20 protein-coding genes and 1 pseudogene are annotated in these 22525 nt (G+C 28.8%); 11 read left to right on the top strand and 10 right to left on the bottom strand.

Features of this window, described 5'->3' with window-relative positions:
• Window positions 1–200 (bottom strand): annotated as a pseudogene (locus HKP59_RS08900) (U32 family peptidase); the annotation flags it as partial.
• Window positions 201–301: 101 nt separating this feature from the next.
• Window positions 302–1654 (bottom strand): kelch repeat-containing protein, encoded by a 1353-nt coding sequence (locus tag HKP59_RS08895; RefSeq protein WP_291805884.1) that lies wholly within the window; start codon window positions 1652–1654, stop codon window positions 302–304.
• 198 nt (window positions 1655–1852) lie between these two features.
• Between HKP59_RS08895 and HKP59_RS08890 the strand changes: the two genes are divergently transcribed.
• The gene (locus tag HKP59_RS08890) at window positions 1853–2842 is read left to right on the top strand and encodes an aspartate-semialdehyde dehydrogenase (protein ID WP_291805881.1); all 990 of its coding nucleotides are present in this window, start codon (window positions 1853–1855) and stop codon (window positions 2840–2842) included.
• A gap of 64 nt (window positions 2843–2906) precedes the next feature.
• On the opposite strand, the gene HKP59_RS08885 is transcribed toward HKP59_RS08890, so the two are convergent.
• Window positions 2907–5516 carry an AsmA-like C-terminal region-containing protein gene (locus HKP59_RS08885; protein ID WP_291805878.1) on the bottom strand — a complete coding sequence of 870 codons (2610 nt, stop codon included), beginning with the start codon at window positions 5514–5516 and terminating at the stop codon, window positions 2907–2909.
• Between the two features lie 168 nt (window positions 5517–5684).
• A complete protein-coding gene (gene trxA, locus HKP59_RS08880) occupies window positions 5685–6044 on the bottom strand; it encodes a thioredoxin (protein ID WP_291805876.1) in 360 nt (119 codons plus the stop codon).
• Window positions 6045–6210: 166 nt separating this feature from the next.
• Between trxA and HKP59_RS08875 the strand changes: the two genes are divergently transcribed.
• From HKP59_RS08875 to HKP59_RS08865, 3 genes are all read left to right on the top strand, one after another.
• Entirely contained in the window at window positions 6211–6582 is a 372-nt protein-coding gene (locus HKP59_RS08875) for a DoxX family membrane protein (protein ID WP_291805873.1), read from the top strand.
• Between the two features lie 94 nt (window positions 6583–6676).
• Entirely contained in the window at window positions 6677–8821 is a 2145-nt protein-coding gene (locus HKP59_RS08870; RefSeq protein ID WP_291805870.1) for a prolyl oligopeptidase family serine peptidase, read from the top strand.
• Between the two features lie 21 nt (window positions 8822–8842).
• Window positions 8843–9622: an NAD(P)-binding domain-containing protein gene (locus tag HKP59_RS08865; RefSeq protein WP_291805867.1), complete on the top strand. Its 780-nt coding sequence runs from the start codon at window positions 8843–8845 to the stop codon at window positions 9620–9622.
• A 10-nt stretch (window positions 9623–9632) separates the two neighbouring features.
• On the opposite strand, the gene HKP59_RS08860 is transcribed toward HKP59_RS08865, so the two are convergent.
• On the bottom strand, window positions 9633–10088 hold the full coding sequence (locus HKP59_RS08860; RefSeq protein WP_291805865.1) for a 3-oxoacyl-ACP synthase: 456 nt from the start codon (window positions 10086–10088) through the stop codon (window positions 9633–9635).
• Window positions 10089–10151: 63 nt separating this feature from the next.
• Between HKP59_RS08860 and HKP59_RS08855 the strand changes: the two genes are divergently transcribed.
• Window positions 10152–11093, top strand: coding sequence for a TIGR01212 family radical SAM protein (locus HKP59_RS08855; protein WP_291805861.1), 942 nt, complete (start codon window positions 10152–10154; stop codon window positions 11091–11093).
• Between the two features lie 61 nt (window positions 11094–11154).
• Window positions 11155–11883: a sulfite exporter TauE/SafE family protein gene (locus HKP59_RS08850; protein ID WP_363289079.1), complete on the top strand. Its 729-nt coding sequence runs from the start codon at window positions 11155–11157 to the stop codon at window positions 11881–11883.
• 170 nt (window positions 11884–12053) lie between these two features.
• Here HKP59_RS08850 and HKP59_RS08845 read toward each other — a convergent pair whose 3' ends face one another.
• From HKP59_RS08845 to HKP59_RS08830, 4 genes are all read right to left on the bottom strand, one after another.
• Window positions 12054–12821 carry a membrane metalloprotease gene (locus HKP59_RS08845; RefSeq protein ID WP_291805858.1) on the bottom strand — a complete coding sequence of 256 codons (768 nt, stop codon included), beginning with the start codon at window positions 12819–12821 and terminating at the stop codon, window positions 12054–12056.
• Between the two features lie 80 nt (window positions 12822–12901).
• Window positions 12902–13582: a hypothetical protein gene (locus HKP59_RS08840; RefSeq protein ID WP_291805855.1), complete on the bottom strand. Its 681-nt coding sequence runs from the start codon at window positions 13580–13582 to the stop codon at window positions 12902–12904.
• Between the two features lie 150 nt (window positions 13583–13732).
• A complete protein-coding gene (locus HKP59_RS08835) occupies window positions 13733–14317 on the bottom strand; it encodes a porin family protein (RefSeq protein WP_291805853.1) in 585 nt (194 codons plus the stop codon).
• 84 nt (window positions 14318–14401) lie between these two features.
• The gene (locus HKP59_RS08830; protein ID WP_291805850.1) at window positions 14402–15343 is read right to left on the bottom strand and encodes a DUF4382 domain-containing protein; all 942 of its coding nucleotides are present in this window, start codon (window positions 15341–15343) and stop codon (window positions 14402–14404) included.
• A 199-nt stretch (window positions 15344–15542) separates the two neighbouring features.
• Here HKP59_RS08830 and HKP59_RS08825 point away from each other — a divergent pair, with 199 nt between their 5' ends.
• The 5 genes from HKP59_RS08825 (at window position 15543) to HKP59_RS08805 (ending at window position 21396) form a co-directional block, all read left to right on the top strand.
• Window positions 15543–16055, top strand: a complete 513-nt coding sequence (locus tag HKP59_RS08825; RefSeq protein ID WP_291805847.1) for a sigma-70 family RNA polymerase sigma factor — start codon at window positions 15543–15545, stop codon at window positions 16053–16055.
• Window positions 16056–16094: 39 nt separating this feature from the next.
• A complete protein-coding gene (locus tag HKP59_RS08820) occupies window positions 16095–17006 on the top strand; it encodes a FecR family protein (RefSeq protein ID WP_291805844.1) in 912 nt (303 codons plus the stop codon).
• Window positions 16984–19494 carry a carboxypeptidase-like regulatory domain-containing protein gene (locus HKP59_RS08815; protein WP_291805841.1) on the top strand — a complete coding sequence of 837 codons (2511 nt, stop codon included), beginning with the start codon at window positions 16984–16986 and terminating at the stop codon, window positions 19492–19494. Before HKP59_RS08820 ends, HKP59_RS08815 begins: the two co-directional genes overlap by 23 nt.
• Window positions 19495–19620: 126 nt before the next feature.
• A complete protein-coding gene (locus HKP59_RS08810) occupies window positions 19621–20199 on the top strand; it encodes a cytochrome b/b6 domain-containing protein (protein WP_291805838.1) in 579 nt (192 codons plus the stop codon).
• Window positions 20200–20262: 63 nt separating this feature from the next.
• Complete coding sequence (locus HKP59_RS08805) at window positions 20263–21396, top strand: saccharopine dehydrogenase C-terminal domain-containing protein (protein WP_291805835.1); 1134 nt, start codon at window positions 20263–20265, stop codon at window positions 21394–21396.
• Here HKP59_RS08805 and dinB read toward each other — a convergent pair.
• The gene (dinB, locus tag HKP59_RS08800; RefSeq protein ID WP_291805832.1) at window positions 21393–22487 is read right to left on the bottom strand and encodes a DNA polymerase IV; all 1095 of its coding nucleotides are present in this window, start codon (window positions 22485–22487) and stop codon (window positions 21393–21395) included. The two genes, HKP59_RS08805 and dinB, sit on opposite strands and share 4 nt — an antisense overlap.
• Window positions 22488–22525: the final 38 nt, after the last annotated feature.

Genomic DNA, 22525 nt, shown 5'->3' with positions numbered 1-22525 from the left:
TATGTTCTTACATTCTTAGCTTTACATCTGTCGGAAATTTCTTGTAAATCATCTAGGGTAAAGTTTATAGATGCTCTTGCACGCATATTTAATTGCTCAACACCAAAATAAATTGAATCTGCACCGTTATCTAAAGCTGCTTGTAACGATTCAAAATTTCCGGCAGGCGCCATTAATTCTATTTTTCCAGTAGTAGTCATTCTTTTTTTGATTTTTTGCAAAATTACATATTTTATAATAACTACTTAGTTTTTCAATAGAATAATGGTTTTAAAATTGAATGAAATTAGTTAAATACGTATTAAAGTGTTTTTGAATTTTGAATTTTTGTTTTCTCAAATTCATCTAGATTAATACTAAAAAGTTGAGATGAAGGAAAAATAGAAAAATTTGTACCTTTAAAACCTCCAAATATATATAATATATTATTATTATAATACATTTCTGAACCTTCTATTGATAGCTCAATTGAATACTCATTTAGTTCTTTAGTTAAAATATTATAAGTGCTTATTTTACCTTTGTTGAAAAAATAAATTATATTGTTGTTATGGGTTATTGCTGGTTTACTAATTCCATAAAAAAGGTCTCCTTCTTTTTTCCATTTTTGAGTTTTCAAATCAAATGACTCTATTGATGACAATGGCTTATCATTAAAACCACCAACTAAATAAATTTTATCTTTAATTAAAACACCTTGTGTCTCTTTTGCTACCGGCATATTTCCTAGTTCGTACCAATATCCTGATTTTAAATTGTATAAATGAACTTTGTTAGAATACTCTTTAAATCCATTATTTTTCATTTTTAGTGATCCACCTATTAAAATCATAGTATCATCATAAGTGAATGATGCAAAATCTATTGCTTGGTGTGGGTTTGTTTTATCAATAAAAGTTGTATCTTTTTCTATATTAAAAACTTCAATGTTATCATCTAAATATTCCCTATAATGAACTCCGTGTCTCATTAAGTTTTTACCTCCTACTACATATATTTTATCATTGTAATAATTTAAATTGTGGTAGGCTCTTTTTCTAAACTTTGATTTATCTAATAGCCAAGTATCTGTTTCTATAGTATACACTTGCAAATTTCCACTATAGCCTTGTTTATTAAAATTTCTAGCTGTCCCATTCATAAATTTTTGAAGCGCTCTGTCTGGATCATATTCCATTAATTTTTTGAGGTAATTTTCTTCAAACGAAACATCTCCACCTACTACATAAATTTTATTGTCTTTTAACATCGCCCCAAAAGAATGAACAGCACTTTTCATGGAAGAAAGTTTTTTGTATGAAATACTTTTTTTTAAGTTTCTTCTTTCAGAAATTCTTACTTCTTCTAACTTTTTTAAATCTACTAGTAAGCTTACAGAGTAATTTTTTTTCTTTTGAATATAAGGTACTTTTAATTCGCCATATGTAATATGTGAAAAAGTTATAATGTCATTTTTTACAATTCTATATGGGAATTTTAAATAATAATTTCCTTTTTCATTTGTTACTGCACCTCTACCAATTCCTTCCATAAATACATTCACACCTTTAATAGGTTCATTGGTAGTTGCATCTAATACTTTTCCTTCAATATATTGCGAAAAGGATAAAAATGTTGAAAATGAAAAGAATAAAAAAAGTATAAAATTTCTCATATGTAGTTTTTTCTTATGCATCAAAAATTATACCTAAAAGTGAAATCTTCATTTAATTAAAAGTTCAACGAAACTAATTGTTTTAGATTTAAATTTTAACAAAAAAATGTTTATTTGTTAATTTTTAATTATTTAATGCTTGTTCTTACATTTTTTTATAAAATTTGCATACAAATTAAACATATAAAATTAGAAAGAATGAGAGTAGCAGTTGTAGGTGCAACCGGAATGGTAGGAAATGTAATGTTGAAAGTTTTAGAAGAACGGAATTTTCCAATTACTGAATTAATTTTGGTGGCATCAGAAAGATCTGTTGGTAAAAAAATTTCCTACAAGGGAGTTGACTATACAATTATTGGATTACAAGATGCTGTTGATACCAAGCCTGATATCGCTTTATTTTCTGCCGGAGGAACTACTTCTGAAATTTGGGCGCCAAAATTTGCTGAAGTTGGCACTACAGTTATTGATAACTCCTCAGCTTGGAGAATGGATCCTACAAAAAAATTAGTAGTTCCCGAAATTAATGGAAATCTGTTGACTAAAGAAGATAAAATTATTGCAAACCCAAATTGTTCAACCATTCAATTAGTAATGGCATTAGCTCCTTTACATAAAAAGTACACTATGAAACGTGTGGTGATTTCTACGTACCAATCGGTTTCAGGAACTGGTGTAAAAGCAGTTCAACAACTTGAAAATGAAGCAAAAGGCATAAAAGGTGAGATGGCCTATCATTACCCAATTAATAGAAATGCCATTCCGCAATGCGATGTTTTTTTAGAGAATGGATATACCAAAGAAGAAATGAAATTAGTGAAAGAACCTAAGAAAATTTTAGGTGACGAATCTTTTTCAGTAACGGCAACTGCAGTTCGTATTCCAACTGCTGGAGGTCATTCAGAAGCAGTAAATGTTCAATTTGAAAATGATTTTGATTTAAATGAGGTTCGTAAACTATTACACGAAACTCCAGGGGTAATTGTACAAGATAATTTAGATACAAATACCTATCCAATGCCCATATATGCGCACAATAAAGATGAAGTATTTGTTGGAAGAATTAGAAGAGATGAATCACAACCGAATACTCTAAATATGTGGATTGTATCGGATAATTTACGAAAAGGAGCTGCAACAAATACCATTCAAATTGGTGAATATTTAATTGAAAACGGATTGGTTTAAACTAAAATTTTAGCCTTTTTATTGATATTAAAAAATAGAACGTTGTGAACAAAGTCAAAAAAAACTAGGTTTTACTTTTCTTTTTAAACAAATTATTTAAAGTGTTTTTAACAATACTGTCCTTTACTTTATTTAATGGCTCTTTAATCGGCGTTTCCTTTTTTATAGTATCTACACTCTTAGTTATTGTAGTATCAACTTTCGTTTTACCCGGAATTAAGTTGCCTAAAGCCTCGGTTGCCTGATTAATCAGTTTTCCTTTTTGCATTTCTACTAATTGCGTTACTAAATTGGTTGTAGCCTGTTTCATGTCTGTTGAAACTTTCGGATTAGCAAAACTTCCTGATAGAAGAGCGTTAATTGGAAGATTTTCAATTTTTGCTACATTTGCAGGCTTTAATTTTGAAATTAAATTAGTGACTTCCGAACCTAAATATTTTGCTGGAACATCAAATTTTAAGTTATATGCCATACTTTGATCAAAACCGTGTGAACCTGCAACTTCAATATTAATATCTTGATATTTAAGCGTAAAAGGATTAATTTCTACTTTTCCGTCTTTAAAATTTAATACCATTTTCAAAGCATCGAAATTCAACTTTTCAAGATCAATAAATTTCACATTTGAACTTAAAGCGGTAAGCAATTGTGAATTGGAAGGTTTTAATTTAGATTCCAACAATTGACCAATCAAATTCCCTGAAATTGTTTTTAGATTAGGCGTCAAATTATTGGTTAAATCTCCCGATAATTTTATAGTGGAATTTAGCTTACCTATAACTGAATTGGCTATTGGCGCAATGGCTTTTAACATCGCTAGTTGCGTAAAAGATTCTGAAATATTCAAGGAATTTAAGCCTAAATTCATTTCAAATTTAGGTGTTTCTTCTTTGGTTGAAACCATACCGCTTAACGCTATTTCCCCTCCAAAAGCATTCATTTTTAAATTACTTAATGAAACGGCTTGATCTTTAATTACCAAATTTCCTGAAACTTCTTTCAAATTTAAATTGTCATAAACTACTGTTGTTGCTTTGGCGACCATTGTAACATCTAAAAATGCAGGTATTTTAAGTGCTTCTTTACTTGTTTTAGTTGAAGTAGTGTCTTTCTTAGTTTCCATAAAATCAGCAACTTCAAATTGATGGGAAGTCATATCAAAATTTCCCTTCAGCACCTGATTATTAAAAAGAAACCCATAAAAATTATCCAAACTTCCAGTCACATGAAAATCGGAATTTCCGGTTTCCCCATCAAATTTATTTAAACGAATTTCTTTTGGATTAAAAGCAATGGCAGCTTGTTTAATTTTAAATGGTTTTGCCATTTCCTTACTTTCATAATTAAAGTCAGTTACGGTAATGGTTCCCGAATTTTGAATGTTTTGGTACTTGCCTGCTTCAACCGATTTCATGTCAAAACGTGTTACCACATCTGCTTTTAAAATTCCGGTTAAAGGTTTTTCTAATTTTATAGGATAAGCTTTTGAAACATTTTCCAAGTTAACAATTCCTTTAAGTTCTGCATCAATCATTGGATTTTCCATAATGTTTTGAATGGTTGATTTTGCAGTAAACATATCCTGATCAATGGTATACGATAACTTATCAAGGTTTACATATGTGTCGTTAAGTATTCCCGTTTTGTTTACAATACGGGAATCTATCACTATATTTTTTACAGATTTTGGTAAATTAGGATATTGAAATGATGCATTGTTTGAAGCAATTTCAATATCAAATGCTGGAATTGTTGTTTCAGAATAGCTGCCTTTTATAATTCCGTTAACCTTAAAATCACCTGATGTTTTTACATTTTCCAACTTCCCTGAATACATTTCAGGAATTAACCCCAAAAAGTTTATAAATGATGATGTAGGTGTTTTAAATTTCAGGTCATACAATTGTCCAACGTCTGTTATCTGAATAAACCCATCGAACGCAATTGGAAGCAAATTAACCAAAGCTTCATTTTCCTTAAATGTATATTTAAAATTTTCTAAATCCATTCCCAGTAACGCATCAAGTGATAAGGCTATGTTATTCAAATAGTTTTTCTGATCTATAGAAACAGCCAATTTTGCGGTAGATTTAGTGTCTAACTCTAAAATTTTATTTTTAAAATCACCGCTTCCTTCATGGTTAATGCTATCAAGAATAACACTCATTTTAGATGCTTCATCAAAATAGGTGAAGCGAAGATTTTTAATATTATAATGCTGAAAATTTAGAGCAAAGTCATTATTTTCAATACTATCCCTTTCATTTTTATCTTTTAAGGCAATGTCATAATTTGCTAGACCATCATTATTAAAAATAACATTCACCTTTCCATTTTCACTGCTAAAAGCATCTATACTTTTTGGTTCTCCTGTTCCTTTAAAAAGCTCTTTAATACTCATTTTAAGGGTGAAAGTTTCAGAATAAAACAAGGTGTCATTTTCAAAAGGAGCCTTATTTACAATACTTAAATCATCAATAATAACAGTGGTTTTCGGAAAGTTTTTTAGTAAACTCAAATCAACATCATTAAAAGCCACAACAGCATCGACATTTTTATTGATTGATTTTATTACCAATTGCTTGATTTTCCCTTTAAATAAATATGGAGTGGCCACAAGTGCGATGGCAAAAATCAATATGATGACTCCAATTATTTTAAATGCTTTTTTCATGTTCACTCCTATTTTTTTCGGTGAAATTTAATTTGTTAACTAATTCTTAGTAAAGGTAATCTATAATTATGAAGAGTATTGAAAAAATAGATTGCTACTTTGCACTTCAATTTTTGTTAATAAAAAAACCGCACAATGTGCGGCTTCATTTTTTTGGGTTTATTAAGATTATTTAGATGCTTTTAAAACATCTCCAATAATTTGCTCTAATTGGTGTTTTGGAAGTGCTCCTTGTGCCATTTGAGGTTCTGCATCTTTAGGAACAAATAGTATAGAAGGAATACTTCTAATACCAAATGCAGCTGCTAATTCTTGTTCCGCTTCAGTATCTACTTTATAGATGTTTATTTTACCTTCATATTCATTACTAAGTTCTTCTAAAACTGGTGCTACAGCTTTACACGGTCCACACCAATCTGCATAAAAATCAATAATACAAGGTAAATCACCTTCAAACTTCCACTCTTTATTTGTTTCGAAATTAAAAACCTTATCCAAAAAGGCTTGTTTTGTCAATAATTCAGTCATTACTTTTAAATTTATTTTTTAATAATATAGCAATATTAATGCCACTCTATTTGACGGCAAAGTGACATAAAAACTTACAATACAACAGTAACTTAAGTTACATCTGTAATTAATTTTGTAATTTAACAAATTAATTAACTAATTATAAACTAAAACTTTAATTATTATGAACTCGAAATTAACCATGGTGTTTAGATTACTTTTAGGACTAATTTTAGTAGTTTTTGGAGCTAATAAATTTTTTCATTTTCTTCCAATGCCAACTATGGAAGGTCCTCCAGCAGATTTTATGGGGGCACTCATAAATTCTGGTTACATGTTTCCTTTGATTGGTGTAACAGAAGTTGTAGCTGGACTACTTTTAATAATTAATAAATGGACAGGGCTTGCTTTGATTTTGACTGCTATTATTTCAACAAATATTATACTTTTTCATTTGGTATTAGCACCAGCCGGAATTATTCTAGCTGCTGTAGTAGCAATTCTGAATATTATTTTAATGTATGCAAATTGGAAAAAGTTTAAAACATTATTTTAATCTTTTTGTTCTTAAATAAAACTTAAATTAATAGGCATACTCAATTGAGTACGCCTTTTTTAATTAAATTTGTTAAATTCAAAAAAAACGAACAATGAAAAAAATTCTTTTATTAACAATGATTAGTGTTTTTATACTTTCTTGTAAAAATTCTGACTCTGCAAAAAATGAAGTGAAATTGAACTACCCTATTACAAAACAAGTTGATACTGTTACAAACTATTTTGGAACACAAGTTAAAGACCCTTATCGATGGCTAGAAGATGATATGTCTGAAGAAACTGCTGAATGGGTTACTGCTCAAAATCAAGTTACATTTGATTATTTAGCCAATATTCCATATCGTGAAGAATTAAAAAATAGGTTAGAAAAATTATGGAATTATGAAAAAATTGGAGCTCCCTTTAAAGAAGGTGAATACACGTATTTCTACAAAAATAACGGTTTACAAAATCAATATGTTATTTATAGACATAAAGAAAATGAAGATCCTGAAGTTTTTTTAGATCCCAATACTTTTTCTGAAGATGGAACAACTTCATTAGGTGGTTTATCCTTTTCAAAAGATGGAAATACGCTTGCTTATGCAATTTCTGAAGGTGGCTCAGATTGGCGTAAAATAATTATAATGGATGCTATTACGAAAGAAATAAAAGAAGATACTATTATTGATGTTAAATTTAGTGGAATGTCATGGAAAGGAAACGAAGGTTTCTATTATTCAAGCTACGAAAAACCAAAAGGAAGTGAACTTTCAGCAAAAACTGATCAACATAGATTATTTTATCACAAAATAGGGACCAAACAATTTGATGATGCTATTATTTTTGGTAATACTGAGAAGTTTAGATATGTAAATGGTTCCGTTACTGAAGACGGTCGATTTTTATCTATAAGGGCCTCTAAATCTACCTCAGGAAACGAATTATATCTTCGAGATTTATCAAAACCAAATGGTAAAATAATTCCTGTAATTAAAGGATTTGAATATGATACATATGTGCTAGATAATAGGGGTGAAACATTGTTATTAGTGACTAATTTAAATGCTCCAAATAAACGCATTGTAAAGGTGAACAGTAACAAGCCAAGTTCAGAAAACTGGGTTGATGTAATTCCTGAAACTAAAAATGTATTATCACCTTCTACTGCAAGTGGATTTATTTTTACAAATTACATGGTTGATGCTGTTTCTCAAATAAAACAATATGATTTTAATGGAAAATTAATTAGAGATATTGAACTTCCTGGCATTGGAACTGCTGGTGGTTTTGGCGGTAAATTTAATGCAGAAACCATTTATTACTCGTTTTCAAATTATATAACTCCTGGTTCAATTTATTCATTTAAACCTACTAATGGAGTTTCAGAATTGTATAAAAAACCTGCTATTGATTTTGATTCTGACGGCTATGAATCTAAACAAATATTTTACACTTCTAAAGACGGAACTAAAATTCCTATGCTTATTTCATACAAAAAAGGAACAGAGTTAAATGGAAAAAATCCAACTATTTTGTATGGTTATGGAGGGTTTAATATTAGTTTAACTCCTTCTTTTAGTATTACTAATGCAGTTTGGATGGAGCAAGGTGGTATTTACGCTGTTCCTAATTTACGTGGTGGTGGTGAATATGGTAAATCTTGGCATAAAGCAGGAACTAAAATGCAAAAACAAAATGTTTTTGATGACTTTATTGCCGCTGCAGAATATTTAATTGAAAATAATTATACTTCTTCAGACTATTTAGCAATTAGAGGTGGTTCTAATGGCGGCTTATTAGTTGGAGCAACTATGACTCAGCGACCAGAATTAATGAAAGTTGCCTTACCTGCCGTTGGCGTTATGGATATGCTTAGATATCACACATTTACCGCTGGAGCTGGTTGGGCTTATGATTATGGAACTGCCGAAGATTCAAAAGAAATGTTTGAATATTTGAAAGGGTATTCACCTGTTCATACCATTAAAGAAGGTGTTGAATATCCTGCAACTTTAGTAACTACTGGTGACCATGATGATAGAGTTGTACCTGCACATTCATTTAAGTTTGCTGCAGAATTACAATCTAAACAGCAAGGAAATAATCCAACCGTAATTAGAATTGAAACAAATGCTGGTCACGGAGCTGGAACACCTGTTTCAAAAACAATAGAACAATATGCTGATATTTTTGGTTTTACTTTCTATAATATGGGGTATAAAGAATTGCCAAGTAAAACAAAAATTAAAGGTTAATATAGATTAAACAGTCCAAGAATGAATAAGAAAATTAGTCTTTTTGGATGTGGTTGGCTAGGAGAGCCATTAGCTTATTCTTTAATCAAAAAAGGATATTCAGTTAATGGTTCTACTACTTCCGAATCAAAAATTTCTACCTTTGTTTCAGGTGGTATAAATGCTTTTATTTTATCATTAGAAAATCTTAGTGATCAAATTTCATCTTTTTTAAGTGCTGAAATATTAATTGTTGCAATTCCTTCAAAAAACATTGAAGGTTTTAAACAATTAATTTCATTTATAGAAAAATCTACTATTAAAAAAATCATTTTTATTAGCTCAACTTCTGTATATCATAATTCAGAAGACATCATTACAGAAAACAATCCTTTAAAGGAATGCGATTTAGCAAATATTGAACAGTTGTTTCATAAGAATCCAAATTCTGAAACTACCATAATACGATTTGCTGGTTTGTTTGGATACCAAAGAAAGCCAGCCTTCTTTTTTAAAAACGGAAGGCCCATACCCAATCCCGAGGGATATGTGAATATGATTCATCGAGATGATTGTATTAACATCATTGAACAAATTCTATTACAAAATATTTGGAATGAAGTATTCAATGCCTGTGCAGATAGCCATCCAACAAGGAGAGATTTTTATACCAAAGCTTTTTCGGATTGTAATTTAGAACTTCCTGTTTTTAAAGAAAATGAAAATAGAACCATTAAAATTGTAAGTAATCAAAAATTAAAAAATCTACTCAACTACAAATTCAAATATGCCAATTTACTAATTATGCAACTGTGTTCTTAAACCATATATATTAAAACACGCTCAAAATCTCTGCTTCGTTAAAAGCAATGAAATCCCCATTTTTTTTACCCAACAATTGTTTCCCTATTGGTGAATCAATTGAAACAGCAAAATAATCTTTATTTTCAATAGTAATTTTACCTACACTTATAGTTAAATAGTAATTCGCTTTTGTTGTTTGAATTAAGCTTCCTAAACATATAATCTCTGAAGTTTTTTTAGTTGGAATTTTCGCTAGAGTTTCTTTCATTTCAACAATAGACGCTAATTGCTGACTTGCTTTTTCCATTTCTAATTGCAACATAGCTCTGCCAGTTTCATGTTTATCTCCTGCCGAACTTTTTGTTTCAGAAAACAATGCTTTTTTATTAGATTCAATAATTGATACAACTGTGTGGCTTTTTTCTTCAACAAACAACAAACAGGCTTCGTATAATTTCTTTTTAATTTCCAAGATATTCTTCATAATTACTAAGTAAATGTAACGCAATTCAACTTCTTTTGATAATTTTGTAAAACAATTTTTTAGATGCAATTTGTAGGAAAACGTTACTTAGATTATTCTTCATTCATCAAATCCACTTTTGGTGAAAGAGTTCAAAAAATATCTTTAGATATTGGTTTTTCATGTCCTAACAGAGATGGTTCAAAAGGATATGGAGGTTGTACTTATTGCAATAACAATACGTTTAATCCAGATTATTGCGAACCTACAAAAAGCATTAAAGAGCAATTAGAACAAGGCATTTCCTTTTTTGGTAAAAAATATAAAACACAACAATACCTAGCTTATTTTCAAGCGTATACAAATACCTACACTAATTTGGAATCGCTCAAACAACTATATGAAGAGGCCTTAAATGTTGAAGGAGTGATTGGCTTAGTAATTGGCACCAGACCTGATTGTATTTCACAAGAAATTATTGATTATTTATCTTTTTTATCTAAAAAATACTTCATTTCATTAGAATTTGGTGTTGAAAGCACTTTAAATAGAACTTTAGAAAATGTAAACCGTTGTCATACTTTTGAAGAAACAGCAATGGCTTTTGAAAATTGTACAAACAAAGGATTTCATTTAGGAGCACATTTAATAATTGGACTGCCTGGTGAATCAAAAAGCGAATTGTTGCATCACGCTTCTAAAATTTCAAAATTGCCCATAAACACCTTAAAACTACACCATTTGCAAATTGTAAAAAACTCGGTAATGGAAGTTCAATACAAAAGAAACCCTGAGAATTTTAACCTATTTACTTCCGAAAAATATATTGATTTTATAACTGATTTTATTGGATTTTTAAGACCCGATATTATTATTGAACGTTTTATAAGTGAAACACCGCAAAATTTACTTATAGCTCCAAAATGGAATCATTTGAAAAACTTTGAAGTTGTTGCTAAAATAGATAAAAAACTAAGTGATAAAAATAGCTGGCAAGGGAAATATTATAAGTCTTCAAATAACTAAAAAAGTTGTAACTTTAATCAGCTTTTTAATAATCCCATTAAAATAATTTTAAAAAAATATTTTGGATTATTTATTATTATTTATCTTTCTAGCACTCCTTGCTGAAATTCTTGGTACTGTTGGAGGGTTTGGCTCTTCATTATTTTTTATTCCTATTGCAAGTTTCTTTTTAGATTTTCATTCAGTTTTAGGAATTACAGCCATTTTTCATGTGTCAAGTAATATTACTAAAATTGCCTTTTTCAGAAAAGGATTTGACAAAAAACTAATTATTTCAATTGGTATTCCGGCAATTATTTTTGTAATCATTGGAGCTTATTATAGTAAATTTATGAAATCTAATATTTTGGAAATTTTGCTAGCTTTATTTTTAATAGGAACAAGTTTAACATTATTCTTATTTAAAAATATTGTAATTAAACCTACTGTGAAAAATTCTATTTTTGGAGGTGTTTTTTCTGGTTTAATTGCAGGAATAATAGGAACAGGAGGAGCAATAAGAGGAATTACTTTAGCTGCATTTAGTTTAAAAATGGAAACATTTATAGCTACCTCAGCTATTATAGATTTAGGAATTGATTTTAGCAGAAGTATTGTTTATTTTACAAATGGTTATGTTCATAAACACGATTTATATTTAATTCCTATTTTATTCGTAGTAAGTATTATTGGAACTTATTTAGGAAAGAAAATACTAAATGCCATTTCTGAAGAAAAATTTAAATCAATAGTGCTTTTGCTAATTTTTATAACAGGTATTATAACACTTTCTAAAATAATACTGTTTTAGTTAATAAATGTTTTGTAAGTTTAAGACATGTTATTTTTATACACAAAAACTTACTGATAAAAACTCTTGGCAAGTCAAATTTTATAATTATTTCCTAAAAAACAAGCTAACTGTATTTATATTAAAAATTTTAACTACAGAATATCTATTTTATTAAGATTTAAGCCTGTTTATCTTCCTCCATTGGCTTTTAAATCTTCTAAACAAAATAAATCTAATTGTGGCATTGCACCACCAACAATCATGTCTTTAATACTTTTTCCGTTTTCAACTTGATAATACATTAAGCAGTTTTGGTCAGTACAATGTGCTCCGTGTTCGGTATCCTGATGATCTTCAACCATATTAGTGCCTATATTTACCAACCCTAATAAGTGACAAAATTCATGGAGCATTACTGTAGATTCCAAAACTTCACGACTTGGCTCAAAAGGACTGTCAGAAAAAGAATGTATGGTTTCTTCAAACATAACAAACGAGGTGTTTCTGTAGGCCGTTCCTAACACTACTCCAGTATCTGTATTACTCGATGAATTTCCATTTAAAAAAAGGGCAGAAATTACCAATAGATTTTCATCGGTAAACATTGTTTTATTAGCGTCTTCTATATTTCTTACATCATCCATTGAATAGATTGACTTTAAGGAAATGTCAATCAATCTTGTTTCAACTACAATAGCTGTTTTATAGGTTCTAGATTCAATAAAACTTTTAAGATTATTCAACGTATTGTCCGTTGGTTTAAAACCATCAACATACATCACTTCAAAGTAAATATTCTTAAATATTTTATCAGATAAAATATCGTTTGCTGAATAACCAACTTGCTTTATATATGGATAATTGTCATTAATTAAAACATTCTCTACATTATCATTTTTACTGCAGCTCAAAAATAAGAATGCAATTAAAACAATACTTTTTAAAATATTTTTCATTTACTGTATGTTATTTTTATAGTTATAAAATAATTTATTTTTTAATAGAAAGGCTTTATAACCCTACATATAATAATGAATTAATTTATGCAATCATTTATTATTGATTTCAATTCACTGTCACTGCTAACTGTTAAATTAACATTGCCAGTTATTGTTGTCTTTATAGGGTACTGAACGCTATAAGCTTCATTTATCGACAAATTAGCCATAAAGTTGAACAAATCTTGATCTTTATCAATTGAAATAATAGTTGTTTGATTTGTATTAGTATTAAATAACGATATGTTAATTGGGTATATTATGTCTACACAATTTATTGCGCTTAAATTAGTATTAATTGCCACATCACATATCGTAGATAAATCATCGAGTTGAGATGCATTCGTAATGGAAATTTGACTATAATCTTGATTCATAATTGTTATAGGAAAATTAAAAACAATTGTATCTGTATTTATTGGTGTTAAATTAAAAATATCAATAACCAACTGATAATCTGAGGAGCTTGAAAGGGTCAAAGGTGTATTATTGGCCAATAAAGAAACTGGTAATACTACCGAATTACAAGAGTTGTTATCTATAATATCATCAAAAGAGCCATCATGCATTCCAATTCTTTTATAGTGATTTGTTGTTTCCGAATTACTGTTGTTTGTATTCGGATTTTCACCTTCATCAATATCTATTTCTTCTAAACAACCTATTGTTAGGAATAATAAAAAAACTATGGCAACTATTTTTTTAACAAAAAATTTCATTGGTTATGTATTGAGTTGTAAAAAAACAAATTTAATTATTAATTGATTCATTTATTAAAATTCCCTTCAAATAAATTTGAAAATGTGATTTTTTCGAATCATAACATTGAAGGGAAAATTCATAAATTTATGGCCATTAAAATGCAATTATTAAAATTCAAATCCTAATGATACTTGTAATACGTTGTTATAATCACTAGTTTCTTCATAGATTTTTCCCAAACCATAGTGATATCTTGCACTTAAAATAAGGCCTGTTTCTGATTTAAAACCAACTCCAAAATTTACGCCCCAATCAAATGAATTAGGCTCGTAGGTATTTGTGTTGTTTATCGCAAATGTTTCAATTTCTTGTTTATGTGAAATTGCATACCCAATTTGCGGTCCGGCTTCCAAATAAAAGACTTGCGTAGGATATAGTTTTAACATTAAAGGTAAGTTAATATAATCAATTTTTTGCTCTAACCTATAATTGCTGTTTTCAATTTTATAACCCTGTTGTGAGTATGTTAATTCTGTTTGGATAGCTAAAAAATTTGTTAGGTATGATTCTCCAAAAAAACCAACATGAAATCCTTGCCTTTGATCTGTTTCATCTCCATCAGCATTTCTAACCGAAGCTAAATTATAGCCTCCTTTTATACCAAATGAGGAATCTTTATCTACTTTGTTTGTGCTTTGTGCATTTATATTGAATGATACTACAAAGGTTAAAATTATTACTAATGTTCTCATTTTTTAAAGTTTTATTTAACTGGCTGCATCAGAATTTTAATGCAACCAGTGTATTATTGATATTTAATTTCTATAATTTTTTTATTATGATTTTGTTTTTAATGTAACTGCAATGTTTAAATTTAATGACGAATTAATTGAAATATTATTTAAATCGGCACCAGTAATAGATTCAGCCATTAACTCTCCATTAAACTCAAACTCTCCATTATTATCATTATCTGTATATGAAACAAAGTGTAATTCATATTCTCCTTCTTCTAAAAAATTTAATTCATAACTTCCTGATATATTACTAACAACAGAACTCGTTACTGCGTGTGAAAATGTAACACCACTTCCTTGTTCTGATTCTTCTGTATTCGCATTATACTTTCCTTTTTCATAAGCATAAACTATAATTTTATCAGAAGTATTTTCAGGATCACTAGCATTTCCTGAAATATCACTTGATTTTTCTTTGTTTATAACTCTTATACTATTAGAAAGTTCGCTGGTTGAAACAAATTTAAAAGTTCCGTTTGTGTCAAAAACTAAAGATTTTCTAATATCAAAATCAAAAACGATATCATTTGTAGTTGAGGCTAAAATTTCAAAAGAATCATTAATATTAATTTGATTTGTTGTAGTAGCAACTGCTTGCGAGCTACCGTCAGTAAATAAAACATAACTACCTGGTGCATTACCACTCTCATCCGTTTCATTATCTAATAAAATACTAATGTTTGAATAAGTACCCGTATTTAACTCTAAATTTCCTAACAACTTAGTCATGCCATTTTGATATTGCATTAAATCTATAGTTGTTTTTGTAAAACCTTCTAAAGAAACACCATTAACTTTTATATCTGCTACTGTTACTATTACACCTTTAACATTTGAATTATCTGTTGGTGCATCTGTCATATAAAAATTGGTTTGGCTTTTTTCATCGCCATACGTTGCATCATCGTCATTAGAGCAAGAAGCTAAAAAGGTGATTGCTAATACTAAAATTGTTGCTGTAAATAAATTTCTTGTTTTCATAATTGTAAGTTTTAAATTATTATTTATTTTTTATTCGAAATATTTCCGATTTACACTACTAAGACAACTCTCTTTTAAAGTACCCTACCTAAAATTTTACTTTTTTTTACAAAAACATAAATTCCTTCTATTTTTATGAAAATTATTCATTCATATTTTATTTCTATTTTTGTAGCATCCTTAAAAGAAAAGAATACCTATGAATTTTACCGATTTATGTGATGAAAAACAGTTTGACATGTTTTATAAACAAGAGGTTAATCATGTTTTTAGGTTTATTCTTATAAAGAACAAGAATAAAGATGAAGCGCTTGATATTGTACAAGAGGCCTTTATAAAAATATGGGAGAATTGCAATAAATTTGACCTTCTCAAGGCAAAATCTTATTTATTTTCTATTGCCAGCAATTTATTTCTTAACATTAAAAAGCATGAAAAGGTGGTTAAAAATTATGAAAATAATTCCACAAACTTATATATTGATACAGAATCACCTGAAGACACTTTAAGACAAAAAGAGTTTAAATATAAGCTTGAAAAAGCCATTGCTAACTTAACCGATGCTAGTCGTGAAGTATTTTTATTAAATAGAGTTGAAGGTAAAAAATATAAAGAAATCGCTGAATTATTAGGGATCTCAGTAAAAGCTGTTGAAAAAAGAATGAGTAAAGCCTTATTGGCTTTAAGATCACAGATTGAAGAATTTAATTAAAGGTAGGGTTAATTAATAGTTAGTTGTCATATACATAGAATGAAAAACTTAAAAAACATATCAAAATGGTTAAATGATGAAATGACCGATGAAGAATTGGTTGCATTTCACAAAACTGATGACTATCAATTATATAAAAATATTGTTGAAGAAGCTGAAAATATTAATTTAACTTCAGTAAACGAAACGGTGGCACTACAAGATTTTAAAGCTCGAATTGCAAATCGCACCAAGAAAAAAACAAAAGTAATTTCATTCAACAGAAACTTGGCTTTCAAAGTTGCCGCATCAATTACACTATTGATTGGAATAACTTATTTTCTATTCAACTTTAACCAAGAAACCCTTAAAGCCGGTTTTGCTGAAAACAAGAGTTTTGTTTTACCCGATGAATCAACGGTTACCTTAAATGCAGTTTCTCAAATAACCTACAGCAAAACTTCTTTCAAAACAAAAAGACAACTAAAATTGAATGGTGAAGCTTATTTTAGCGTAAAAAAAGGTAGTACTTTTAATGTTAAAACTGAACAAGGAACTATAGAGGTTTTAGGTACAAAATTTAATGTGAAATCAAGGGAAAATTCTTTCAGAGTTTTTTGCTATGAAGGTAGTGTAGCCGTTTCTCATAACAACAGTAAAGTTATTTTAGCAAAAGGAGAAAGCGCACAACTAACAACAAATAACACTTTAATAAAGCTACAAAAAACTGAAAGTTCAGGGCCTTTATGGTTAAATAATGAAAGCTCTTTTATAGAAGAGTCATATACCGAAGTTTTGGCTGAATTTGAAAGGCAGTTTAAAGTGAAAATTATTTCAAAAGCAATAAATACCAATGTTCTTTTCACCGGAGGCTTTAGTAATAACAATATAGATTCAGCAATTAAATCCATTACATTACCTTTGAATATTAACTATCGAATAAATGATAATGAAATTATTTTATCGAAATAAATTTTGGCTGCCGCTTTTTATTATTCTGTTCTCTTCCTTAAAAGTAAACTCACAAAATAGTTTTTCTTTTCTAGAAGAATTAAACTTGGTTGAAAATAAGTTTGATGTTAAATTTTCTTATGTAATTTCAAACATTGAAAATATTCAACTTCAGGAAAAAATTTCGGACATTTCAACATTAAATGAAATAATTACGTATATAAATTCCCAAACATTTTTAATTGCTACAAAAATTGATGGGCGATTTATTTCAATTGCCCCAAAACAAGAGAATATAGAAATATGCGGAACCATCGTTGATAAAAATAACATCCCAATAAATAAGGCTTCAATAATAGTTTCAGGTAAATTATATGGTTCAACTTCTGATGAAAATGGTATATTTTATTTAAAAAATTTAAAAATTTCAGACAATATTAAATTTCAATATTTAGGGAATAAATCAATCCTAAAAAATGTAAATGAGTTAATTTCTCCAGTCTCTGACTGTATAAAATTGACTATGGTTGAAGAAGAAATTGAACTGAACGAAGTTTTTATTAAAAACTATATAGCCAACAGTTTATCTAAACTAAAAGATGGAACGGTTCAATTAGATACTAAAAATTTTGACATTTTATCTGGTCAAGTTGAACCTGATTTACTTCAAACTTCTCAAATACTTCCAGGTGTTGAAAGCCCCAATGAATCAATTTCCAATATAAATGTGAGAAATGGTGTAAGCGATCAAAATGTTATTTTTTGGGATAATATAAAAATGTACAACCCAACACATTTTTTTGGACTTATTTCTGCTGTAAATCCTTACTTAACAAAAAATATTTCAATTATAAAAAACGGAACTAGTGCTAAATATAATGATGGTGTTTCAAGTACCATGTTGTTAGAAACAGACAATGCTTTAACTCAAATATTGAAAGGAGGGTTTGGTGCTAATTTTATATCTTATGATGGTTTTATAACAGTGCCTGTAAATGATAAACTAAATCTAAAAACCTCTTTTAGGAACTCCAATAACAATTGGTTTAATACTCCAACTTATGACTCCTACTTTAACAAAACATTTCAAAATAGTGCTGTTGGAACAAGTACTTCAAATTCCGATTTCAGCTTTTATGACGTAAATGTTAGTTTATTATACAACCTAAATAGCAACAACAATCTTAAAGTAAATTATATTAAAATTAATAATGATCTTAATTATTATGAAGTTGATGGAAGTAATCTGGCAGATAAAATAAAACAAAATTCGGACGCCATTGGACTTACTTATAATTCAAAAATTAACAGTAAACTAATTGCTAAAATTTCTGGATATTATACCAAATATTCATTGCTTTCCAACAACTATCAAAATAACCAACAACAATTGGTAATTCAAGAAAATGAAGTGCTTGAAAATTCAATAAAAACAACTTTAAATTACACCTTTAACAATTATTTTAGTTTAGAAAGTGGATATCAATTAAATGAAACAGGCGTTTTAAGTAGAACTAATGTAGATAACCCATTGTATAACAGAATACAAAGAAGTGTTATGCTAAACCATTCAGCATTTTTAGAGTCCAATTATAAAGATAATCGTTGGTTTGTACGTACCGGAGTTCGGTTTAATTATTTTGATAAAATTGACCAAACTACTATTGAACCACGAATTAATGTAAACTATTCTTTTGATAAAAACCTAAGTATAAATACTCAATTTGAAGCAAAATCGCAATATACATCTCAAGTAATTGACTATTTGGATGATTTTTTAGGTGTTGAAACCCGAAGATGGGTTATGGCTGATGAAAATATACCTTTAATTAAAAGCTCCCAATTTTCATTAGGAAGCACTTTCAAAAAAAGTAAATTGCTAATTGATTTAAATTTCTTTTATAAAAACATCAATGGAATTTTAATATCTGGGCAAGGTTTTCAAAATCAAATTCAAAATAAAAGATTGGACGGGGAACAAAAATCTACCGGTATAGAGGTTTTATTGAACCAAAGAAGTAAAAAAGCAGATTTTTGGTTATCCTATACTTTAAGTAACAGTGATTTATTATTTAAACAAATAAATGAAAACTATTTTCCAAGCAACAACGATATCAGGCATTCTTCAACCATTGGTTTTAATTTTCATTTTAACAAGCGTTTAAACACTTCTATTAGTGGTATTATAAAATCTGGTAGACCTTTTACAACCATAAATACAGGGCAGGAAACAAAAAAAGATGGAAATTTCACCATCGTTAATTACGCTTCCTTAAATAAAGAAAGATTAAAAGCATATAGTAGAGTTGATTTCTCCATAAATTACCTCTTTTTAAAAACACAAACCATTAATTCTACTGTAAAATTTGGTATACTAAATGTGTTTAATAAAGAACAAATTTTAGATTCTTATTATGTTGTGGATCAGAACGATAATTCAAAAGCAACAAAAATAAATATTAAATCTTTAGAATTTACTCCAAACATTTCTTTAAGATTTGCGTTTTAAAATGAGTTTTAGATTCTAAAACTTAATCAAGGATTTGATATGTAAACAATGAATAAAAAAATATTTTATTGAAAATAAATTGTAATTTTAACATATAGCATTATGCTTCATCTTAAAATATACATCATGAAAAAAACAAAGTATTCTAAAGTATTCCGAATAATTCATTGGACAATAGCTGTTTCATTTTTGATACTACTACTTACAATTTTTTTACGATTAACGTGGATGAATAAGTATAATGTGGCAGCTATTATACAGGATTACCTAAAAGATTCTAATCAGGTTTTATCACAGGAACAACTCATTGCATTAGCAAAAAAAATAAGACAACCTATGTGGAATTGGCATATTTACATTGGTTATGTATTGGTTGGATTATTTAGTATTCGTTTTATACTTCCTGCATTCGGACATATGAAAATTCAAAATCCTTTTGACAAAAACCTATCAACTAAAATGAAATTTCAGAAATGGGCATATATCATTTTTTATTTCTGTGTAATTACTTCACTTGCTACTGGACTTATTATAGAATTAGGACCAAAAGAATTTAAAAAGCTCATGGAAGAAATCCATGTACTTGGTATTTATTATCTGATAGCGTTTATAGCCATCCATTTGGCAGGTGTGTTAATAGCAGAATTTACAGATCAAAAAGGAATTATTTCAAGGATAATAAATGGTACAAAGGACAATGATTAACATATTCGTAAGCACAGTACCTCAAAAACTTCATTTTTTTATTTTTAAATTACAAAAAACAATATGAGCAATATAATTGTATTAGGTGCCGGTATGGTTGGTAGCACAATGGCTATTGATATGGCAAAAAAACATCAAGTAACCATCACAGATTTTAGTGAAAAAGCTTTAGAAAAAGCGGTTAAAAAATGTGATAAACTAATTCCTGAAATTTTAGATGTAACCCATAAAACAATACTTCAAAAAACTATTAAACCTTTTGATTTAGTAATATGTGCAGTACCTGGTTTTTTAGGTTTTGAAACTATGAAAACTATTATTGAAGCTGAAAAAAATGTGGTAGATATTTCTTTTTTTCCTGAAAACTCTTTAGAATTAGATGCTCTTGCTAAAGAAAAAAATATAACTGCCATTGTAGATTGTGGTGTTGCTCCTGGAATGGGAAATATTATTTTAGGGTACTATAATGAAAAATTGAAATTAACAGACTTCGAATGCTTAGTTGGTGGTTTACCAAAAATAAAAAAATGGCCTTTTAGTTATAAAGCACCTTTTTCACCTATTGATGTTATTGAAGAATATACGCGTCCGGCTCGCTATGTAGAAAACGGTCACATTGTTGTTAAAGAAGCACTATCAGATTGTGAATTTGTTGAGTTTGAAAATGTTGGAACATTGGAGTCTTTTAATTCTGACGGGCTGCGTTCTATCATTTTTACTATGCCTCATATCAAAAATATGAAGGAAAAAACACTTCGTTATCCAGATCATATTGAATATATAAAAGTGTTGAAAGAAAGTGGTTTTTTTAATGAAGAAAAAATCAATATTAATGGTACTGAGATTTCGCCATTAGAGTTTTCTTCGAAAGTTTTATTTAACGAATGGAAATTAGGTGATACGGAAGAAGAGCTTACCGTGATGCGAATTACCTTAAAAGGAACCAACGAAAAAGGCGAAAACAAAACTATTGTTTACAATTTACATGATGAATACTGTCCTAAAACTCAAACCTCATCAATGGCAAGAACAACGGGTTATACAGCAACTGCAGCTGCAAATATGTTTTTAGATGGTTTGTTTAGTGAAAAGGGAGTTTTCCCACCAGAATTAGTAGGAAAACACGAACGTTGTTTTAACTATATTCTAAATTATCTAAAAGAACGAAATGTGATTTATACATTGGAAGAATCTTAAAACTCAAATTTTAGTTGAATATCAATTGCTTTTTCAATTTCTTTGGAGTGAATATTTAAGTTTGTAACAGCTATTCCTAGCAAACGTACAGAGTTCATTACTTTTTCTTGAAAAAGCAATTCTTTTACAGTTTCATATAAAATTGTTTTGTCTTTTACAAAATAAGGCAACGTTTTACTACGAGTTTGTGTTTTAAAATCGCTGTATTTTATTTTTAAAGTAACGGTTTTACCTGAAACTTTAGATTTGTGTAGGCGATGTTCCAATTCTTCTGAAATTTTCTTCAGTTTTTCAAGCATAAAAATTTCGGAAGTTAAGTTTTTTGCAAATGTATGTTCTGCTGCAACCGATTTTCTAAGACGATTTGGTTTCACTTCATTCCGCTGAATTCCACGAACAATTTTGTAATAATGACTTCCTGATTTTTTGAAATGTTGTATTAAAAATTCTTCAGTTTTTTCTTTTAAATCTAATCCTTTAAAAATCCCCAAACTATACATTTTTGCCGCGGTTACTTTCCCAATTCCAAAGAATTTCTCAATAGGTAATTCTTCTAAAAAAGATAAAACTTCTTCCGGTGGAATTGTTTTTTGTCCATTTGGTTTGTTGATATCTGAGGCAATTTTAGCAACAAATTTACTGTTAGAAATTCCTGCCGAAGCACGTAAGTGTAATTCATCAAAAATACGTTGTCTTATCTCTTTAGCAATTAAACTAGCTGAAGGATTTCCTTTTTTGTTTTGAGTAACATCTAAATAGGCTTCATCAAGTGAAAGCGGTTCAACCAAATCTGTATATTCATAAAAAATAGCACGAATTTTTTGAGAAATTTCCTTATACCTCTCAAATCTTGGTTTTACAAATACTAAGTGAGGACAATTTTTTTTTGCTAATACACCACTCATTGCAGAACGCACCTTAAATTTACGAGCTTCATAACTAGCCGCTGAAACAACTCCTCGCTCTCCGCCTCCTCCAACAGCTACTGGCTTACCTCTTAAATCAGGGTTGTCTAGTTGCTCAACAGAGGCATAAAATGCATCCATATCTATATGAATTATTTTGCGATGTTGTGTATTTATTTCCACCATATAAAACTACAAAACTTTCCGTTCTATTTTAATCCCAA

The sequence above is a fragment of the Lutibacter sp. genome (assembly GCF_013041805.1).
Lineage (GTDB): Bacteria > Bacteroidota > Bacteroidia > Flavobacteriales > Flavobacteriaceae > Lutibacter.
This window is presented reverse-complemented; position numbering and strand designations above follow the sequence as displayed.

Bases quoted from the DNA above. Each gene is read 5' to 3' on its own strand.
- HKP59_RS08885 (WP_291805878.1), bottom strand. From the start codon at position 5,516: ATGAAAAAAGCATTTAAAATAATTGGAGTCATCATATTGATTTTTGCC.
- HKP59_RS08815 (WP_291805841.1), top strand. From the start codon at position 16,984: ATGAAATTATTTTATCGAAATAAATTTTGGCTGCCGCTTTTTATTATT.
- HKP59_RS08805 (WP_291805835.1), top strand. From the start codon at position 20,263: ATGAGCAATATAATTGTATTAGGTGCCGGTATGGTTGGTAGCACAATG.
- HKP59_RS08835 (WP_291805853.1), bottom strand. From the start codon at position 14,317: ATGAGAACATTAGTAATAATTTTAACCTTTGTAGTATCATTCAATATA.
- HKP59_RS08810 (WP_291805838.1), top strand. From the start codon at position 19,621: ATGAAAAAAACAAAGTATTCTAAAGTATTCCGAATAATTCATTGGACA.
- HKP59_RS08820 (WP_291805844.1), top strand. From the start codon at position 16,095: ATGAAAAACTTAAAAAACATATCAAAATGGTTAAATGATGAAATGACC.
- dinB (WP_291805832.1), bottom strand. From the start codon at position 22,487: ATGGTGGAAATAAATACACAACATCGCAAAATAATTCATATAGATATG.
- HKP59_RS08845 (WP_291805858.1), bottom strand. From the start codon at position 12,821: ATGAAAAATATTTTAAAAAGTATTGTTTTAATTGCATTCTTATTTTTG.
- HKP59_RS08855 (WP_291805861.1), top strand. From the start codon at position 10,152: ATGCAATTTGTAGGAAAACGTTACTTAGATTATTCTTCATTCATCAAA.
- HKP59_RS08870 (WP_291805870.1), top strand. From the start codon at position 6,677: ATGAAAAAAATTCTTTTATTAACAATGATTAGTGTTTTTATACTTTCT.
- HKP59_RS08865 (WP_291805867.1), top strand. From the start codon at position 8,843: ATGAATAAGAAAATTAGTCTTTTTGGATGTGGTTGGCTAGGAGAGCCA.
- HKP59_RS08875 (WP_291805873.1), top strand. From the start codon at position 6,211: ATGAACTCGAAATTAACCATGGTGTTTAGATTACTTTTAGGACTAATT.
- HKP59_RS08840 (WP_291805855.1), bottom strand. From the start codon at position 13,582: ATGAAATTTTTTGTTAAAAAAATAGTTGCCATAGTTTTTTTATTATTC.
- HKP59_RS08895 (WP_291805884.1), bottom strand. From the start codon at position 1,654: ATGAGAAATTTTATACTTTTTTTATTCTTTTCATTTTCAACATTTTTA.
- HKP59_RS08890 (WP_291805881.1), top strand. From the start codon at position 1,853: ATGAGAGTAGCAGTTGTAGGTGCAACCGGAATGGTAGGAAATGTAATG.
- HKP59_RS08860 (WP_291805865.1), bottom strand. From the start codon at position 10,088: ATGAAGAATATCTTGGAAATTAAAAAGAAATTATACGAAGCCTGTTTG.
- HKP59_RS08825 (WP_291805847.1), top strand. From the start codon at position 15,543: ATGAATTTTACCGATTTATGTGATGAAAAACAGTTTGACATGTTTTAT.
- HKP59_RS08830 (WP_291805850.1), bottom strand. From the start codon at position 15,343: ATGAAAACAAGAAATTTATTTACAGCAACAATTTTAGTATTAGCAATC.
- trxA (WP_291805876.1), bottom strand. From the start codon at position 6,044: ATGACTGAATTATTGACAAAACAAGCCTTTTTGGATAAGGTTTTTAAT.